This is a genomic window from Vibrio sp. NH-7, from assembly GCF_053643215.1.
Map to the genome: position 1 here is coordinate 203075 of NZ_CM132187.1, position 18560 is coordinate 221634.

The window sequence follows — 18560 nt, forward strand, 5'->3', positions numbered from 1 at the left end:
TCTTGAAACCGTTGGGAGCAACCTGATAACAAAAAAACAAATAGGATTAGGAGAGCACTACGAAGGTGAGTCATTTGTTCGTCCTGACAATGACAGAGGTGATTAGAGAAAGCTAAAAAAACACCCTCCGCAAAGCAAAGGGTGTTTAGTTATTTGCACTACAGGCTAGTTAGTGCCGTCAGTACCATCAGTACCATCGTTGTCTGATGAAGCCACAGCTACAACACCAACGCCTACAGCAGCTGCAACAGTTACCGCTGCTGTTGTTGCAGCTGCACCGCCCGCAGCACCAGCTGCAGCTGCACCGCCTGCAGCACCACCACCAGCACCGCCTGCTCCCGCAGCACCAGCTTCAGCGCCTGTATTTGCGAAGGCACCAGCAGACATGCCAAGTGCAACTAACATTGCTAGAGCAATATTCTTCATAAAATTATCCTTGTAAATTTACAGTTTTAACATCGATGTTGGAGGAATTTTAATCACTCCGTTGCTTATTCTATGCGACATTCCGTAAAGTGTAAAATAGTTAACAACTTGTTTTACATACCAGCAGGCTATCGCAGCCATGTTTAGCTATCGCTCTTATAAGCATAGTTGTAGTAACCATAGCCATAAGAGCTAGACGCCTTTTTCTCGACAGCGTTCAAGATCACGCCTTTCACTTCGATACCTGCTTTTTCAAATCGGTCACGTGCAACATCGATCTCTTTGACCGTATTTTGGCCAAATCGAGCCACCATTAATGTTGTACCAGCAAGTGCGCCAACAATACTTGGATCAGTGACCGCGAGTACTGGTGGGGTATCGACAATAACTAGGTCATACTCACTGCTCGCCCAATTTAATAGCTCTTTGAAACGTCGATGCATTAGCAGCTCAGACGGGTTCGGCGGAACTTGCCCGCGAGCAATAATATCTAGGTTTTCTATCGAAGTAGCCTTTATTGATTGTGCTGTATCGATTTTACCGCTCAGCAGATCCGACAAACCATTGTCCCACTTTAAACCAAAAGGTTTCTGTAGGTAGCCTTTACGCATATCCGCATCAATCAATAGTACGCGTTGACCGGTTTTGGCAGCGACTGCGGCAAAGTTAGTTGAAACAAAAGACTTACCAATGCCAGGTGCGGGACCAGAAATCATCAACACATTATTGTCTGCTTCCATCATGGCAAAGTGCAAACTAGTGCGCAGGCCACGTAGGGCTTCTACAGAAAGATCGGCAGGGTTAGCTTCGGCGAGCAGTGCCATTTGACCGTCTCTGTGTTTCTTCTTCACCTTACTAAAGAGGCTTTCTTGCATCTCTGAACGTGGCACACTTGCATACACCGATAGGCCAATCTGTTCAATTTCATCTGGGTTCTCGACACCACGATGAAAGGCTGCCTTTACCAATACAAAGGCAACGCTCAACATACCGCCCAATAGAGTTGCAAGTACTGCAATCAATGGCTTCTTAGGTTTAACTGGTGCCATGTAAGTTTGAGCTGAATCGAGTATACGTACGTTCCCCACAGTACCCGCCTTGATAATGCTAAGCTCTTGAACCTTGTTGAGAAGTTGGATATAGATCTGTTGGTTGACTTCCACATCACGTGTCATACGAAGAATTTCGCGCTGAGTCTTAGGTAGCTTTTGTACTTGTTGATTGAGGCGCTCTTTTTCATTAAGCAGTGTTTGACGTTTGTCTAGCAGTGAGCGGTACGCTGGGTGATCTTTGGTAAAGCGCTGGCTAATATCGCTTTCTTTAAATGTCAACTCATTTAATTGCGCTTCAAGCTCCACCATTACTTTCAGTGTCGACTGCGCTTCAAGACCTAAATCTACCGACTCGTTCTCTTGACGATATTGATTAAGAATATCTTCTGAAGCGGTTAAGTTCGTTTTTATTTCCGGCAAATGTTGTTTTAAAAACGTTAAGCTTTTTTCTGCTTCAGCAGAGTTACGCTCAACATTTTGCAAGAAATAGGTTTGGCTAATATGGTTCAGAATGTCGCTGATTAGTGCGTGGTCTTCACCTTCAAAGCTAAGGTTTAAAATACCCGTTTGCTTACCGCGCTCGCTAATAGAAAGATTGCGCTTTAACCATTCAATCGCTTCTAAACGAGAACGCTTGGCAATCCCAAATTCAAATCCAGTGCTTGATTGAAGATCTGTAACAAACAGAGTGTAGTCTTCGTTTTGTGCGAGTTTACCTGCTGTACCTGCAAGCACAACGCGCTCATCTTCACGCACCAGTTGATACTGTTTTTTCTCTGCATCAAGAACGATGAGTTTGTGCTCCATCCCCAGTGCGTAGTCAGGTAGTTCATAGCGGCTAATGGTGATCCGATTGAGGTCTCCACTTAGACGAGCAATGCCTTTACCCGCAAGCGGTAAGTATGATGGTGAGGCAACGGTCGTAAGATTAAACTTGTCAACTGTATCACCTAGGATCATGCGGGATTTAATAATTTCAATTTCGGTAGTAGCGGAAGATTCTTGTGAAAAGAGTTCCCCCATATCGCCGACCATAGCGGAGATACCACCAGAGCTCTTTTGCTCGATCTGAATCAAAGCATCCGCTTTGTAAATTGGAGTTGAAAGCAGAGCAATGGCTACCCCAGCAACGGCAAAAATGGCTGTCACAACGATAATTAGCCACTTCGCGTCCAATAAAATTCCAAGCAATTTCCCTAGATCGATTTCATCAGAGGAATTATCGGTTGTTTGTCGAGATTGTTGTGTTGTCATAATGTATTAAGGTTCTTTAATTCCTGGCAACGTGGAGTTAGAGCTTTTTAGCCCATGCCTCTGCAGATTTTTCAATAAGTTGGTAAGCGTGTTCAAAGGCTTCTCGACTTTGACGGAAAGGGTCGGGTATGTCCTGTTGCCCAATCCATTGGCCGAATAGCATGGTTTTTCCTCGAGCTTCTGGTGCAATTGAGGTCAACGCTTCCATATGTCCTTTTTCCATAACCAAAATTAGGTCGTATTGCGCGCACAGCGAAGACGTTAGTTGTTGAGCTTGGTGCCCAGTTAAGTCAACGCCATTTTCTGCGGCAAGCTCCGTTGCCATATTGTCAGCAGACTTACCGACAAGCCCACTCTTTTCGGCTGCGATACCGGCAGAAGCAATGTGCTTTTCAGGAAGTAATTTTTGTAAAACTCGCTCACCAGTTGGAGAGCGACAAATGTTGCCTACACAGACGACGAGAATTTTATTAAACATATCTTCATTTCCCAGCAAGAGTTTAGCTTGCTGGGAGCTCCATTTAATTCAACTGGATATTACGGCCAAGTCTTGATACGTAATGCACCTTCGGTAAGCTCGTTAAAGCCAGTGATTGTTGGCATTAATTGACTGATCACGCGATTCCAACGGGTAAGTGGCGCAGCGGTAACATAGACAATATCGTAAGGCTTAAGATCAAACTCTGTACCAATCACTAGTGCGGACGCATCTTTGATATTCAGTTGGAAAATATCAGCAAGGTGTTCGGATTTGTCACCTGCTGTGCGAATTACAAATACGCCTGTTGCGTCCGCTGATAGCTCATTAATACCACCCACATTGCTGAGTGCCTCAGTGAGGCTCATACCAGCGCGATCCATTTTCAGCAGTTTAGGATCATTCACTTCACCCATAACAAACACTTTTTGATTGTCGTCACGAGGTACGTGGATGATGTCGCCAGATTGCAATAGGCGATTTTGCTTTAGGTCACCACGCTGCATAAGAGCATAAAGTGAAAGAGACTCTTCAACCCCGTTACGCGTAAGCGTGACATTGCGCCAATCTGCATCTTCTGCGAGTCCACCTGCGCGATTGATGGCATCCAATAGCGTGAGGGGAATGTTAGTGATCGCTTGCTGACCCGGTTTGGATATTGCGCCAGTAATGTAAGTCTTTTGTGAGCGGAATGCGGCAACATTGACGTCAACCTGAGGGCTTTCTAAGTACTTAGCTAAACGTTGGGCAATGTCACTGCGGATTTCACGCACTGTTTTGCCTTGTACTTCTACAGTACCAATGTACGGATAAAATATGGTGCCATCAGCGTGCACCCAGTTACCAGCTTCAGAAGCACTGCGATATGAACCTGCAGGAATTGTAAGTTCTGGGTGATCCCATACAGTAACATTCAATATATCGCCAGGGCCAACTCGATACTCGTAGTTGGCGATCATTTGATCTAATTCAGGGTTGGCTTGGGAAACAAAGCTGCGCTCTTTAGGAAGCGTGCTAACTGTCTGAGCAGTAAGTGGATAGAGGTTAACTTGTTCAGAAACCGTGGATTCTTGATTGGTTTCTGTTTCGACGATGTTTTTATTGTCTGTCGAGAGATGTGAGCCTGGAGTTGTACATCCTGCCAATAACGCTGGGATTACCATCGCAAGCAAAAGCTTTTTTTTAAATTCCATGTTTGCTAAGTCATTAAATTAATTATGTATTACAACCTTCATGTCGTAATAGAAGAGTTTAAATAAAAAGCACATGCCAAACTTCAATATTCTGTACACAATTGTTGTCTAGAAGTGTTTGCGGCGATTGTACTATGCATACGGTTAATTACCTAATTATCCATACATTCAGTGCTGCTGCAATTGTGAACGGATAAATAGTGGGAGAAAGGTTCCGGATTTGAGTGGGCACGCATAGAGAAGTATCAGTATGAAGGCCTACTTTAGTGAAAGCAGCCCCTTCTCTTTGAACTTTTGTCTCATTATTAAGATGCGTGTTGAAGTGACTAGGCGTTTGCCTGTTATCGACTATTATTATTGTATCTTGTTGATAGAAGCGTCAACACCAAGGAGGCAGTATGAGTTCACCACTAGTAAACCAAACTCTCCCACCGTTTGATGAGTTAGTTGAGTTGGCGCAGCAAAACCCAGAAGCATTTCGCCAATTTAAGCAGGATATGTGTGAGGAGCTGATTCTGTCTGCGTCCGACGCAATGCAGGATCGGCTTTGGGCACAGCAAAGCCATATCGATAGGGTTGTGAACCATTGCAAAAATCCAAATCAGGCCAACGTTCTTCTCATGAGAGAGCTTGTTTCCCAAATGATCAAGTTCCAAGATGTGATTGAGCAAGACGGCTACGATGAAGCAAAATCAGATGCCGAAGTTATTCCATTTGATTCTTGGCGATAAGCCTAATTCGCTTTGCAGCTGATGAATAGGAACAGGCGTTAAGCTTTGTCAGCGACGCCTCACTTTGCTAATTGCAATGCCAGTTTGACCTTTCATTGCTTCTTTCCTACTTCTTTCTTATCTGAGCTTGATCACAAAAAATCTCTCCTGTGCCCTTGGGTTTATTAAAACCGTCCCACATATAGTTACCACAAGGCTTTCAAAGCCGCTTATCAAATCAAACATAGACATTTCAGGAGAGACGACCGATGAACATTCGTCCATTACACGACCGAGTTATCGTAGAACGCCAAGAAGTTGAATCTAAATCAGCAGGCGGCATTGTTTTGACTGGTTCAGCTGCAGAGAAATCAACTCGCGGCGTAGTTCTAGCTGTAGGCAAAGGCCGCATTCTAGAAAACGGCACAGTGCTGCCATTGGACGTTAAAGTTGGCGACATGGTTATCTTCGCAGAGGGCTACGGCACTAAGACTGAAAAAATCGACGGTAAAGAAGTGCTGGTAATGTCTGAAAACGACATCATGGCGATCGTTGAGTAATAGCAATCATTGAGTAATTTTTTGCTCAGATTCAACTGCTAATCAAAACTAAGAATTTAGAAAAGGAAACTAAAGATGGCTGCTAAAGACGTTAAATTTGGTAATGACGCACGTATTAAAATGCTAGAAGGTGTAAACGTTCTAGCGGACGCAGTAAAAGTAACTCTAGGTCCTAAAGGCCGTAACGTAGTTCTAGACAAATCATTTGGCGCACCAACCATCACTAAAGATGGTGTGTCTGTAGCGCGTGAAATCGAGCTTGAAGACAAGTTCCAAAACATGGGCGCGCAAATGGTTAAAGAAGTCGCGTCTCAAGCAAATGACGCGGCGGGTGATGGCACAACAACGGCAACCGTACTAGCGCAAGCTATCGTTAACGAAGGCCTAAAAGCAGTCGCTGCAGGTATGAATCCAATGGATCTTAAGCGCGGCATCGATAAAGCGGTAGTTGCTGCGGTAGAAGAGCTAAAAGCACTTTCAGTTCCATGTGCAGATACAAAAGCAATTGCTCAAGTTGGTACTATCTCTGCAAACTCTGACGCAACAGTCGGTAACATCATTGCTGAAGCGATGGAAAAAGTAGGTCGTGATGGCGTTATTACTGTTGAAGAAGGTCAGGCTCTACAAGATGAGCTAGACGTAGTAGAAGGTATGCAGTTTGATCGCGGTTACCTATCTCCTTACTTCATCAACAACCAAGAAGCAGGTTCTGTTGACCTAGAAAGCCCATTCATCCTTCTTATCGATAAGAAAGTGTCGAACATCCGTGAGCTTCTGCCAACGTTAGAAGCAGTAGCGAAAGCATCTCGTCCACTTCTAATCATTGCTGAAGATGTAGAAGGCGAGGCACTGGCAACTTTAGTTGTGAACAACATGCGTGGCATCGTGAAAGTAGCCGCTGTTAAAGCGCCTGGTTTTGGTGACCGTCGTAAAGCAATGCTACAAGACATCGCTATTCTAACTGGCGGTACAGTGATTTCTGAAGAAGTTGGTCTTGAGCTAGAGAAGGTTGTCCTAGAAGACCTAGGTCAAGCGAAGCGCGTGACTATCACCAAAGAAAACTCAACCATCATCGATGGCGCGGGTGAAGAAGCAATGATCCAAGGTCGTGTTGCTCAAATCCGTCAGCAAATCGAAGAAGCAACGTCAGATTACGACAAAGAGAAACTACAAGAGCGCGTAGCTAAGCTAGCTGGTGGTGTTGCAGTAATCAAAGTTGGCGCAGCAACTGAAGTCGAAATGAAAGAGAAGAAAGATCGCGTCGAAGATGCACTTCACGCAACTCGCGCAGCGGTTGAAGAGGGTGTGGTTGCTGGTGGTGGTGTCGCACTTATTCGCGCAGCATCTAAAGTGGCTAACCTTGAAGGTGACAACGAAGAGCAAAATGTGGGTATCCGTGTTGCGCTGCGTGCAATGGAAGCGCCAATTCGTCAAATCACTAAGAACGCAGGTGATGAAGAGTCTGTTGTTGCTAACAACGTTCGCGCAGGTGAAGGTAACTACGGTTACAACGCGGCAACTGGCGAATACGGTGACATGATCGAGATGGGTATTCTTGATCCAACGAAAGTAACTCGTTCTGCACTTCAATTTGCTGCATCAGTAGCGGGTCTTATGATCACAACGGAAGCTATGGTGACTGACCTACCAGCTAAAGATGCGCCTGCAATGCCTGATATGGGTGGCATGGGCGGTATGGGTGGCATGGGCGGTATGATGTAATCACCCCTCGCTATTTATAGTGAAATTGAAAACGGAGACTTCGGTCTTCGTTTTTGTTTTTTCTAGAGGAAATTTTTCTTCGGGTGAAATAAGTGTCTCACTTCTAATAAGTGCGAAAGTTACTTTCGTGCTTGCTTGATGTAATATGCACATATCGTCACTATCCCTCATATTCATCAGGGATCATTTTTGGAACGAATGTCCGACGGCTCTAATCGTTAGAGATAACTGGACATCTCCAAATATAAGAAGAGGTTAGCAGTGAAAATTGCAGTAGCAGGTACAGGTTACGTTGGTCTTTCTAACGCGATGTTACTAGCACAAAACCACCACGTTGTGGCGCTAGATGTTGTAGAGAAGAAAGTTGAGTTATTGAATAACAAAGTGTCACCAATTGTAGATGCAGAGATAGAGGACTTTCTTACCAATCGGTCGCTAAACTTTGTTGCGACCACGGATAAGCAACTCGCCTATCAAGATGCTCGTTTTGTGGTGATTGCGACACCGACTGATTACGATCCTGTGACAAACTACTTCAATACTTCGTCAGTAGAATCTGTGATTAAAGATATTATGTTAATCAACCCTGATGCAGTGATGGTCATTAAGTCCACCGTTCCAGTTGGTTATACCGAACGTATTAAACAAGAGTTAGGCTGTGACAATCTGATTTTCTCTCCGGAATTTCTTCGCGAAGGTAAGGCGCTTTACGACAACTTGCATCCATCACGTATCATCGTGGGTGAGCAAAGTGAGCGTGCACAAGAGTTTGCTAACTTGTTGGTTGAAGGGGCGCAGAAGCAGGATATTGAAGTTCTGCTGACTAACTCAACTGAAGCTGAAGCAGTTAAATTGTTCTCCAATACTTATCTTGCTATGCGAGTTGCTTACTTTAATGAACTGGACTCGTACGCAGAAGCGCATGGCTTGGACAGTCGTCAAATCATTGAAGGCGTTGGCTTAGACCCGCGTATTGGTAATCACTATAATAACCCTTCATTTGGCTATGGTGGCTACTGCTTGCCGAAAGACACTAAGCAGCTACTTGCGAATTACCAAGAAGTTCCAAACAACATTATTGGTGCGATCGTTGACGCAAACCGAACGCGCAAAGACTTTGTCGCAGACGCTATTCTTAAACGCAACCCTGAAGTGGTGGGTATCTATCGCTTAATTATGAAAGCTGGGTCGGACAACTTCAGAGCCTCATCCATCCAAGGCATTATGAAGCGACTGAAAGCGAAGGGGATTACTGTTGTGGTTTATGAACCTGTGCTGGAAGAAGATGAGTTTTTCCACTCCAAGGTGATTCGCGACTTGGACGCGTTTAAAGCGCAGTCGGATGTTATTGTTTCCAATCGCATGGCTGAAGAGTTGGCCGACGTGGCAGACAAAGTATACACCCGCGATTTGTTTGGTTCTGACTAGATAAAACCCCTTAACAAATAAAGCTCCAAATGGAGCTTTATTTGTTTTTGAGATGCTGATGAACATAGTTCCTTATATACGGAACTACTTCCTCCTCAAACCACGGGTTTCTTTTTAGCCACAGCGTGTTTCTCGGTGACGGATGAGGTAAAGGCAGGTTATGAGGTGCCCATCGGTGCCAGTCTTTAACCGTTTCTGTCAGTGTATTCGGTTTGTCATCTAGGTAGTAATTCTGCGCATATTGCCCGATGAGTAGCGTCATGCCGACGTTTGGTAACTGCTTTAGAGCTGCACTATGCCAAGTTGGAGCGCACTCTTTTCTTGGGGGAAGGTCGCCGCTTTTTCCTTTTCCTGGGTAGCAAAGCCCCATCGGCATAATCGCAATTTGTTTCTCGTCGTAAAACTGGGCTTTGTCCAACTGTAACCACTCCCTTAGTCTATCACCGCTGGGGTCATTCCAAGGAATGGAGGTTTGATGTACTTTCAGCCCTGGTGCCTGACCTATAATTAGCAGCTTTGCTGATGGGCTTGCTTGGATGACGGGGTTACAGCCATGCTCTAAGTGATTCTCGCAGATATCGCATTGTCTAACTTGATATAAAAGTTGTTCTAGTTTGCTCATGCTGGGCCGCTTAATAACCTTTGTCGATATTTACTTGGTTTAGTAGCGCAAACCCATCTCGCCATCTTTGGAAGTTCTCAGCAAAGATATCAACGACCTGCTCAGGAAAACTTAAGGCAGCTATGTGCGGGGTGATGGTGATGTCGCGGCGAGCCCAGAAAGGGTGCTCATTAGGTAGTGGCTCAGTATCGAACACATCTAAGTAAGCGTGAGCAAGCCATTGGTTATCTAATGCGTCCGATAGTGCCGATTCGTCAACTGCACTCCCTCGTCCAACATTAAACAGCAAGGCTTGGCTGCAGTAGCTTAGGCTTTCTCGATTGAAAATATGATGGGTTTCTGGCGTGTTCGGCAGGGTGTTAACAATGACATCGGCGTTTTTGAACGCCGTAGCCAACTCTTGGATATGGTAGATGGTATCAAATGGACTGTTTTTAGCGGGAATACCGCTGCGATTTACCCCTGAAACATGGATTCCGAACGCTTTGGCGGTAGTGGCCAAATAGCTGCCAATCGAGCCTGTGCCAAGAACCACCATCTTAAACTGATTCAATGATTGATAAGGCATAGGGTGCCAAGTCGATGCTTCTTGTTGCTGGGCGTAGTGCTTAAAGTGGCGCTGATGCTGAATAAGATAACCGAGTACGTATTCCGATATTTGCTGGCCGAAGATGCCTTTCACATTGGTTAATTCACCACTAAACTCATCTAAAGACGGAAGCAGTGCATCAACGCCAGCGAATATGGACTGAATCCACTCAACATTGGGAAACTGTTCAATCTGCGATGAGGCGAGTGGAGGAGAGGCCAATAGTATATTCGCCTCTTCGCGAGAGGTGCTGATCTCTAAGTCTGGCAAATTGGCTTGTTCGAGTAACGCTTGGTACTTCGAGTCATCTTCCGTCAGAAGATACACTTTATAAGTGAAATTGTTCATCGGCTTGCTTTTTTCCCTGCTGGTTATCAAGTACACTTTCGCTGTTTATTTCAACAGACCCTAAGAGTCGTTATGCTACAGAATCCTCTTCAACTTCGCCTTGAGAAGTTTGAACCCTGGAAACAGATTACCTTTATGGCGTGTCTATGTGAACGCATGTATCCAAACTATGCCATGTTTTGCCAAACGACAGAGTTTGCTGAAGCGAGAATTTACCGCGATATCCTAGATAGCATCTGGGAGCAACTGACGGTGAAAACCGCTAAAGTGAATTTTGAGCGCCAGCTTGAAAAGTTAGAAGAGATCATTCCTAGCTCTGAGGATTTTGATTTTTACGGTGTTTACCCAGCCATTGATGCGTGTGTAGGTTTGTCGACGCTAATTCATGGCTTGCTGGATCGCGATTACTTGTATGAAAACATGCAAAAACTCAGTCAACAATCGGTGATGACGGTAGCACAGCTAGAAGAAGTTCAAACGGGCGAAGAAATTACCAACGAGAATCAAAAAGATAATGACGCTGTTTGTGCTGAGTGGGACGTACAGTGGGCAATCTTCCGCCCGTTGAAGGATGCGCAAGAGCGTGATATTGAGTTGATCAAAGACCTGCGCGCTGAGCTCAAAGATGAAGGCGTGAGTAATATCGGGATTGCGGTGTAGGGAGCTCTCTTGCTCTGTTAATGTTTGATAGCAAAAGGGTTGATGCACGACATCAACCCTTTTGTTTTAGTTGTCTTCTTTCTTCGAGTTTTGGTCGTCCGACTCGTCATCATCGTCGTCACGATTCTCGATTACGCCGTGGCGCTCTTTCCACTTTTCCCAACGCTCAAAAGCCAGCTCTTGCATATCTGTGGTGCGATCGGCTTCGTCGACAATTTCTTCTCCGACTAAATGTTCGAAAATATCTTCTAGGGTCAATATACCTTGAACCGTGCCATATTCATCGACAATCATCGCCAGCTGCAAACGGTTCGCCATCATCTGTTCGAACGCTTTCGGTAGCACAATCGTATTCAGTAGCACATGCACTGGACGCATCACCGAACCAAGTTGTTTTTCACCACAGCCGCTTTGTTGCAGCTTGAACAGCTCTAATCGGTGTACAAAACCAATGATATTGTCTGTTGACTGACTGTAAACCAAAGGTCGTGAGAATGGAGTATCGCGATACTCGCTCAAGAATTGGTTGATACTCATCTCAGCGTCTACTCGGAAGACGACAGGGCGAGGTGTCATAACTTGTGTCACAGGGACATCTTGGATGCCCAATAGATTGTTTAGGATTTTGGTTTCACCCTCAGCAAACTCACCGCTCTCCTTAGCTAGAATTGCCATTGCAGACAGCTCATCGCGCATTTTTGGCGCTTCATGACCGCTAGCCAAGCGTTTGGTGATTTGTTCTGAGAACCAGACAAATGGAGTCAGCGCCCATACCATCCAACGCAAGGTGGTAGCTGCTGTAGGCGCGAGTTGACGCCAGTAAGTTGCACCTATGGTTTTTGGCACGATTTCAGACAGGAGTAAGACCGCAAACGTCAGGACCGCAGAGAATACCCCCAACCACTGGCTACCAAATACGGCAGCTGCCTGCGCACCTGCAATCGCTGCACCAATGGTATGAGCGATAGTATTCAGGGTTAAGATTGAGGCCAGTGGTCGGTCGATGTCGGTTTTGAGCTTGGTTAAAGCCTCTGCCGCAGGGTGCCCTTGCTGGCGCAATTGAGCAATATAGCTAGGTGAAATACTTAGAAGCACCGCCTCTAACACAGAGCAAACAAACGATACGCCAATGGCAACAGAGACGTATAGAGCTAGCAGAAACATAACTTTCCTATGAAGATTAATGTATGACCGACACTTCTCAGCGAGTCGGGCTTGGTATTCTTGTTATACCCGAAAACGGTGCCAGTATCACGACCGAAATTGGTATTCAAGCCAACGGGATTTTCGCGCTTTACAAGCCTGGTCTGATTGGTTTTTATCCGCTCTAATGCCTGTAAAATCAAGCTTCTCAGGCTTTGAGCAAGCTATAAATAAGGTCGAAAATGGTTAAAAACAAGGGATCAATTCGCTCTGGCTGGTAACAAATTGTGAGTTAATACTCAGATTATGGTTAAAAGTACGTCATGAGAGCGAAAGATCGCTTACAAACCTTTGCCAGATGGGGCATTTATGCTTTAGAGTGAGTTGAATTCGATAACATATGAGAAGGGAAACCTAATGAACAAGACCCAATTAATCGACTTTATCGCAGAGAAAGCAGACCTATCTAAAGCGCAAGCTAAAGCTGCTCTTGAAGCAACTCTTGATGGTGTGACTGATGCACTTAAAGAGGGTGACCAAGTTCAACTAATTGGTTTTGGTACATTCAAAGTTAACCACCGTGCAGCTCGTACTGGTCGTAACCCAAAGACTGGTGAAGAGATCCAAATCGCTGCAGCAAACGTTCCTGCGTTTGTATCAGGTAAAGCGCTGAAAGACGCCGTAAAATAATTAATACAACGACTCCAGAGTTTTTTGCTGGAATTGTTTAAAATACGCCAAGGTAGCCTCTATCTTGGCGTATATTTTTATTATGAAGAAAATTTTATTGTCAGCACTGGTTGGCGTTCTTGTGACTGGTTGTTCATCCGGTCCGTCAACGGCAAACCTTGAACAGTTCTCTGAATATACTGGTGGGCGCTCTATGGGCGACGCCACTAGCCTATATTGGTACACAGAGCGGCTTTCCAATCCATTTACCGCAGCAGATTATGTTACGGCAGGCGATTATGGCTGGTATAAAACCAGTTACCGTTGGTCAGAAGCGCAGTTGCGCGAACTGGTGCGTGAAGGTGAGCAACGTAACGATAACCAAGAGTTGGTGTCGTACCGAATTCATGTTCGTTTTAACAAGAATGGTGAGGCGGTTTATCAGCAGTATCGATTAGATGGACGAGTATTGCCCGTCAGTCGTGATAAGTTGGCATGGCTGAAACAAGAAGCGCTTGATATCGCAACCATTAGTAAGCAGCAGGAAAAAGATGGCCTTGAGCTTATCCAAGGGTATTGGGATGGCAGTACTTTTGAAACCTGTTCACAGAATAACTACTCAACGATCGAGTTCAACCAGACTTTGCCTAGCTTCGTCGTTGATCGTTTGTCTTCAGTCGACAACTATATTGCGCTTTTAGGATCAACTCGCGGAAACAAAGTGACGGTCAAGGAGCTCTTGATGCTGGCGGAAGACAGCCAAGATTGTATTGAGCGTCCAAATTTAATCGAAGAATAAACCGACTATCGAGATCAAAAAGGCGCTCATAAAGAGCGCCTTTTACCTAATGTGCCAACTGAAATTGCTGTCTACTTCTCTTGCTCACGTGCAATCGCACGGTAGCCGATGTCGTTGCGGTGGAACATACCATTCCAGCTTACCTGTTTAGCTAGTGCGTAAGCGCGCTCCTGAGCTTCTGAGACGCTGTTTCCTAGTGCTGTTGCACACAATACTCGACCGCCATTGGTGACAACTTCACCCGCTGCGTTATTTGTAGTACCCGCGTGGAAAATCTTTTCACCTTCTGCTTCTGCCGCTGGTAGAGAGATAACATCACCTTTGGCGTAGTCCGCAGGGTAACCGCCAGCAGCGAGGACAACACCGATAGACGCGCGAGGATCCCATTTAGACTCTGCTTCATCGAGTTTCTCATCGATAGCCATCAAGCATAGTTCAACAAGGTCAGACTCCATGCGCATCATGATCGGCTGCGTTTCTGGGTCACCGAAGCGGCAGTTGTACTCGATAACTTTCGGCGTGCCGTCTTTGTCAATCATAAGACCTGCGTATAGGAAGCCTGTGTATGGCGCGCCTTCAGCGTCCATACCACGTACCGTTGGGTAGATAACTTCTTCAAGGATACGCTCGTGGATTTCAGGCGTTACCACAGGAGCAGGAGAGTAAGCGCCCATACCGCCAGTGTTAGGGCCAGTATCTTTATCGCCTACGCGTTTGTGGTCTTGGCTGGTGGCCATTGGTAGAACGCTTTTGCCATCGACCATTACGATGAAACTCGCTTCTTCACCTTCAAGGAATTCTTCGATAACCACGCGGCTGCCTGCTTCGCCAAACGCGTTGCCAGCCAGCATGTCTTTGATTGCATCTTCTGCTTCTTCAAGAGTCATCGCAACGATAACCCCTTTACCTGCCGCAAGGCCGTCAGCTTTCACTACGATAGGAGCACCTTGCTCACGGACGTAAGCTAGAGCAGGTTCAATCTCAGTGAAATTGGCGTAAGCTGCGGTAGGGATGTTGTGACGTGCTAGGAAGTCTTTGGTGAATGCCTTAGAGCCTTCAAGCTGCGCAGCGGCTTCGGTTGGGCCGAAGATTGGTAGACCTGCTTCGCGGAAAGCGTCAACCACACCGATAACTAGTGGCGCTTCAGGGCCAACAATTGTCAGCTCGATTTTCTTCTCTTGAGCGAAAGAAACCAGCTCTGAGATGGCTTCAACACCGATGTTTACATTCTCAAGCTTTGGCTCAAGCGCTGTGCCTGCATTACCAGGGGCAACGAATACTGTCTCAACATTTGGGTTTTGTGCAGCTTTCCAACCAAGTGCGTGCTCACGACCGCCAGCACCAATAATTAAAACTCGCATTGTTAAATCCTTAATCTCAAATATCTAAATATTCAAAAAATTAATAATCAGTTTACTCAAAGTAGTTGGTGCTTACGTCATTCAACTATTCGAGGTCTCTTTAAATCAGTGGGAGCGCTAACAAGGCGACAAGCGAACTTATCCCTATGAGCATAGCTCGCTATGTGATTAGGGTAAGCGAGCGTAGTCAACGCAGTTACCGCCCCAATGATGACAAGAGAATTAGTGGCGGAAGTGACGCATGCCCGTAAAGATCATCGCCATGCCATGTTCATCTGCTGCTGCGATAACTTCGTCATCACGCATAGAGCCGCCTGGTTGAATCACACACTTGATGCCCGCTTCAGCCGCCGCGTCGATACCGTCGCGGAACGGGAAGAATGCATCTGATGCCATCACACAACCTTCAACCTGTAGACCTTCGTCCGCCGCTTTAATACCTGCAATTTTCGCTGAGTAGACGCGGCTCATTTGGCCTGCGCCAACACCGATAGTCATATCGCCTTTCGAGTAAACAATTGCGTTTGATTTCACGTATTTTGCAACTTTCCAGCAGAATAGCGCATCTTTTAGCTCTTCTTCTGTTGGTTGACGCTTAGATACCACTTTAAGGTCATCGAGAGTTACCATGCCTTGGTCACGGTCTTGAACCAGTAGACCACCGTTAACACGCTTAACATCAAAACCTGTTGTCTTAGTTGTCCACTCGCCACACTCAAGTAGACGCACGTTCTTCTTAGCTGCTACTACTTCAACTGCTTCTGCTGAAACAGATGGTGCGATGATCACTTCAACGAATTGGCGCTCAACGATTGCAGATGCTGTTGCTGCGTCTAGTTCTTGGTTGAACGCGATGATGCCGCCAAATGCTGACGTTGGGTCAGTCTTATATGCGCGGTCGTAAGCTTCTAGGATGTCTTTACCTAGTGCTACACCACATGGGTTTGCGTGTTTAACGATGACACACGCTGGCTCGTCGAACTCTTTCACACACTCAAGTGCTGCGTCAGTGTCAGCGATGTTGTTGTAAGAAAGAGCTTTACCTTGGATTTGGCGAGCAGTAGATACCGATGCTTCTTCAGGGTTTGATTCAACGTAGAAAGCGGCTGCTTGGTGGCTATTTTCACCGTAGCGCATGTCCTGCTTTTTCTCGAATTGCTGGTTGAAAGTACGTGGGAATTTAGACTCTTCGTCACCCTCTTTGTTCTCACCGTATGATGGAACCATAGTGCCGAAGTAGTTCGCAATCATGCCATCGTAAGAGGCTGTGTGCTCAAATGCTGCGATAGCAAGGTCGAAGCGAGTGTCTAGTGTCAGAGACTTGTCGTTTGCGTCCATTTCAGCGATAACGCGGTCGTAGTCGTGAGCGTTCACAACGATAGTTACGTCTTTGTGGTTCTTCGCTGCAGAGCGAACCATAGTTGGGCCGCCAATATCAATGTTCTCAACCGCGTCAGCAAGGGTACAACCTTCTTTAGCAACGGTTTCTGCGAATGGGTATAGGTTTACCACAACCATGTCGATTGGGTTGATGCCGTGCTTGTCCATTACGTCGTCATCTTGACCTCGGCGACCTAGAACACCACCGTGAACTTTAGGATGTAGAGTTTTAACGCGGCCGTCCATCATTTCAGGGAAGCCAGTGTAGTCAGAGACTTCCGTTACAGAGATGCCTTTTTCTGCCAGTAGGCGAGCCGTACCACCAGTAGATAGAATATCGACACCGCGTTCAGCGAGTGCCTGAGCGAATTCTACAATGCCAGTTTTGTCTGATACGCTGATAAGTGCGCGGCGAATAGGGCGAGCGTTACTCATGCTTCTATTTCCTCAAAGTCACAGTAAGATAAAGATGTTTGCCAAAAATGAACTTGTTTTTACTTTGCTCGTTGAATTAGCAGTAAAATATTGGCCAGTTTTGGTAAAGACCTTTGTTAGCACTATTGCTATTGGAACAGTCTCTGAGATTGATGGCGTGTATTCTAACCAATTTATTACAAAAAAGCTCGCGCAATCGTTTGGCATCGCAAAAATAATTGCAAATAACTCGCTCTTTGGCTTTAAACGTAACGAAAACGTTAATTAGGACAATTATGTTTCAGATTGGTGAATTGGCGAAACGCTGCGGTGTGACTGCAGATACGCTTCGGTTTTATGAGAAAAATCAGCTAATAAACCCCGCAGGCCGCAGTGAATCGGGCTATCGCCTGTACAATGAGGAAAACCAGCGGCAAGTCAGCTTCATCTTGAAAGCAAAAGATTTAGGCTTGAGTTTGGATGAAATTAAAGAGCTTTTAGAGATAAAACTCGAGGCAACCGAGCACAGTTGCGCTGAGGTAAAAGCGATCACTACGGCCAAATTGAGGCTGATTGATGAGAAGATCCGTGAATTGACCAGAATTCGCAGTGCGTTGCGGAAGATAAATGATGCTTGCTGCGGCCACGTAGATGATGATGCGAGTCATTGCTCGATACTTGGTGCGTTGGCGGACGATGAGCGACACAGCGAATCGTGCTGTGATGAGGTGGCTCAAGTTAAGAAGCGATAAGGATTTTGGTTTTATTGCTGTCCGAGTCGATTTTCATATCGGGCAGGTTGGCATAATAGATCGTGACCTGATTGCGGCCAGTATGCTTGGAGTAGTACATGGCTTTGTCTGCTTGAACCAACAAGGTTTTGACATCAGAAAGCGTGTCGTCAGCTTCGGCAATACCAATACTGACGGTAGGGAAGATCAGTTTGCCGTCTACTTCACAAGGCGTCGTTTCGATCGATTCACGAATACGTTCAGCAATATCATAGGCTTGAATTGCGCCAATCGTGCTGAGCATGATGCCAAACTCTTCTCCTCCTAATCGGCCAATAGCATCGCTAGAACGAATCTGCTGTTGGCAGATGCGTGCGACGTGAGCGATCACCTCATCGCCCGACAAGTGACCCACTTGATCATTGATCTCTTTAAAATGGTCGATGTCGATCATCAAGCAACTTACGTGCTCTTTAGCTTGTCTGGCTGCCATAAAGGCTTGATCGAGCTCTAACATGAAAGCTCGGCGGTTGAGAACCTTAGTCAGTTCATCCGTTTCAGAGAGGCGCTTTAAAGTTTGCTCACGCTGATGAGCATCAGTGATATCTCGTTCTTGCCACAAAACATATTGCCTGCCTGCAAGCGTGCAAAGCGGCTTGATTGTCGCTTCAAACCAGGCTTCACCATGCAATTGATCCAACTCTTCAATTGAGAGTTGTTGGCAGTCGAGAGGCGAAATGGCGTATTGAATGACGCTTGGTTTCTGAGATTCAAGGACACTGTTGAGTGCTTGCAGTAATTCTTCTGCTTTAGGCTTGCTGAGAGTTGTGCTCAGAGAGCTTGTCTTTGACGTATCTAGGCGAGTTGCGTGGAACGTACCACCAAACCCTTCGACAAATTGACCATATTGATCGAGTACAAATAGCTGTTCGGGGAGCTCATTCAGCAATAGCTGAAGCCATTCTTCCCGTTGCATATCAATCATGTAGTTCAATCCAGATCACCAAAGAATTGACCATTA

The 18560-nt window shown here is 45.8% G+C and carries 20 protein-coding genes; 10 read left to right on the forward strand and 10 right to left on the reverse strand.

Going from position 1 to position 18560, the window contains the following annotated elements:
• Positions 1 to 165: 165 nt before the first annotated feature.
• The 4 genes from ACUALS_RS01015 to ACUALS_RS01030 form a co-directional block, all read right to left on the reverse strand.
• Entirely contained in the window at positions 166 to 426 is a 261-nt protein-coding gene (locus ACUALS_RS01015) for a hypothetical protein (RefSeq protein WP_454448683.1), read from the reverse strand.
• A gap of 143 nt (positions 427 to 569) precedes the next feature.
• Complete coding sequence (locus tag ACUALS_RS01020; protein ID WP_454448684.1) at positions 570 to 2732, reverse strand: polysaccharide biosynthesis tyrosine autokinase; 2163 nt, start codon at positions 2730 to 2732, stop codon at positions 570 to 572.
• A gap of 37 nt (positions 2733 to 2769) precedes the next feature.
• Positions 2770 to 3210, reverse strand: coding sequence for a low molecular weight protein-tyrosine-phosphatase (locus ACUALS_RS01025; RefSeq protein ID WP_039627205.1), 441 nt, complete (start codon positions 3208 to 3210; stop codon positions 2770 to 2772).
• Positions 3211 to 3269: 59 nt separating this feature from the next.
• On the reverse strand, positions 3270 to 4403 hold the full coding sequence (locus ACUALS_RS01030; protein WP_269979301.1) for a polysaccharide export protein: 1134 nt from the start codon (positions 4401 to 4403) through the stop codon (positions 3270 to 3272).
• Positions 4404 to 4801: 398 nt separating this feature from the next.
• Here ACUALS_RS01030 and ACUALS_RS01035 point away from each other — a divergent pair, with 398 nt between their 5' ends.
• The 4 genes from ACUALS_RS01035 (at position 4802) to ACUALS_RS01050 (ending at position 8823) form a co-directional block, all read left to right on the forward strand.
• Positions 4802 to 5134: a DUF3135 domain-containing protein gene (locus tag ACUALS_RS01035; RefSeq protein ID WP_038213113.1), complete on the forward strand. Its 333-nt coding sequence runs from the start codon at positions 4802 to 4804 to the stop codon at positions 5132 to 5134.
• Positions 5135 to 5382: 248 nt separating this feature from the next.
• A complete protein-coding gene (locus ACUALS_RS01040; protein WP_005471099.1) occupies positions 5383 to 5673 on the forward strand; it encodes a co-chaperone GroES in 291 nt (96 codons plus the stop codon).
• A 75-nt stretch (positions 5674 to 5748) separates the two neighbouring features.
• Positions 5749 to 7395: a chaperonin GroEL gene (groL, locus tag ACUALS_RS01045; protein ID WP_005471093.1), complete on the forward strand. Its 1647-nt coding sequence runs from the start codon at positions 5749 to 5751 to the stop codon at positions 7393 to 7395.
• 261 nt (positions 7396 to 7656) lie between these two features.
• Complete coding sequence (locus ACUALS_RS01050) at positions 7657 to 8823, forward strand: nucleotide sugar dehydrogenase (protein WP_454448685.1); 1167 nt, start codon at positions 7657 to 7659, stop codon at positions 8821 to 8823.
• 37 nt (positions 8824 to 8860) lie between these two features.
• Here the strand turns inward: ACUALS_RS01050 and ACUALS_RS01055 are convergent, their stop codons facing one another.
• Positions 8861 to 9445, reverse strand: coding sequence for a uracil-DNA glycosylase family protein (locus ACUALS_RS01055; RefSeq protein ID WP_454448686.1), 585 nt, complete (start codon positions 9443 to 9445; stop codon positions 8861 to 8863).
• 10 nt (positions 9446 to 9455) lie between these two features.
• Positions 9456 to 10382, reverse strand: coding sequence for a D-2-hydroxyacid dehydrogenase (locus ACUALS_RS01060; RefSeq protein ID WP_454448687.1), 927 nt, complete (start codon positions 10380 to 10382; stop codon positions 9456 to 9458).
• A gap of 72 nt (positions 10383 to 10454) precedes the next feature.
• On the opposite strand from ACUALS_RS01060, the gene ACUALS_RS01065 reads away from it, so the two are divergent.
• Positions 10455 to 11042 carry a YjaG family protein gene (locus tag ACUALS_RS01065; protein ID WP_454448688.1) on the forward strand — a complete coding sequence of 196 codons (588 nt, stop codon included), beginning with the start codon at positions 10455 to 10457 and terminating at the stop codon, positions 11040 to 11042.
• Positions 11043 to 11108: 66 nt separating this feature from the next.
• On the opposite strand, the gene ACUALS_RS01070 is transcribed toward ACUALS_RS01065, so the two are convergent.
• The gene (locus tag ACUALS_RS01070; RefSeq protein ID WP_038139167.1) at positions 11109 to 12206 is read right to left on the reverse strand and encodes a CNNM domain-containing protein; all 1098 of its coding nucleotides are present in this window, start codon (positions 12204 to 12206) and stop codon (positions 11109 to 11111) included.
• A 23-nt stretch (positions 12207 to 12229) separates the two neighbouring features.
• Here ACUALS_RS01070 and ACUALS_RS01075 point away from each other — a divergent pair, with 23 nt between their 5' ends.
• The 3 genes from ACUALS_RS01075 to ACUALS_RS01085 all read left to right on the forward strand — a co-directional run bounded on the left by ACUALS_RS01075 (position 12230) and on the right by ACUALS_RS01085 (position 13653).
• The gene (locus ACUALS_RS01075) at positions 12230 to 12373 is read left to right on the forward strand and encodes a hypothetical protein (RefSeq protein ID WP_454448689.1); all 144 of its coding nucleotides are present in this window, start codon (positions 12230 to 12232) and stop codon (positions 12371 to 12373) included.
• Between the two features lie 229 nt (positions 12374 to 12602).
• Positions 12603 to 12875: a nucleoid-associated protein HU-alpha gene (gene hupA / locus ACUALS_RS01080; protein ID WP_005470906.1), complete on the forward strand. Its 273-nt coding sequence runs from the start codon at positions 12603 to 12605 to the stop codon at positions 12873 to 12875.
• Between the two features lie 82 nt (positions 12876 to 12957).
• Positions 12958 to 13653 carry a DUF1481 domain-containing protein gene (locus ACUALS_RS01085; protein ID WP_454448690.1) on the forward strand — a complete coding sequence of 232 codons (696 nt, stop codon included), beginning with the start codon at positions 12958 to 12960 and terminating at the stop codon, positions 13651 to 13653.
• A 71-nt stretch (positions 13654 to 13724) separates the two neighbouring features.
• Here the strand turns inward: ACUALS_RS01085 and purD are convergent, their stop codons facing one another.
• Together purD and purH are read right to left on the reverse strand one after the other, a co-directional pair.
• Positions 13725 to 15014, reverse strand: a complete 1290-nt coding sequence (gene purD / locus ACUALS_RS01090; RefSeq protein WP_454448691.1) for a phosphoribosylamine--glycine ligase — start codon at positions 15012 to 15014, stop codon at positions 13725 to 13727.
• Between the two features lie 222 nt (positions 15015 to 15236).
• Entirely contained in the window at positions 15237 to 16829 is a 1593-nt protein-coding gene (purH, locus tag ACUALS_RS01095; protein ID WP_454448692.1) for a bifunctional phosphoribosylaminoimidazolecarboxamide formyltransferase/IMP cyclohydrolase, read from the reverse strand.
• A gap of 34 nt (positions 16830 to 16863) precedes the next feature.
• On the opposite strand from purH, the gene ACUALS_RS01100 reads away from it, so the two are divergent.
• Both ACUALS_RS01100 and zntR read left to right on the forward strand, forming a co-directional pair.
• Positions 16864 to 17097, forward strand: coding sequence for a hypothetical protein (locus ACUALS_RS01100; protein WP_454448693.1), 234 nt, complete (start codon positions 16864 to 16866; stop codon positions 17095 to 17097).
• 7 nt (positions 17098 to 17104) lie between these two features.
• Positions 17105 to 17560: a Zn(2+)-responsive transcriptional regulator gene (zntR, locus tag ACUALS_RS01105; protein WP_005471139.1), complete on the forward strand. Its 456-nt coding sequence runs from the start codon at positions 17105 to 17107 to the stop codon at positions 17558 to 17560.
• Here the strand turns inward: zntR and ACUALS_RS01110 are convergent.
• Positions 17547 to 18524: a GGDEF domain-containing protein gene (locus ACUALS_RS01110; protein WP_454448694.1), complete on the reverse strand. Its 978-nt coding sequence runs from the start codon at positions 18522 to 18524 to the stop codon at positions 17547 to 17549. The two genes, zntR and ACUALS_RS01110, sit on opposite strands and share 14 nt — an antisense overlap.
• Between the last annotated feature and the right edge of the window lie 36 nt (positions 18525 to 18560).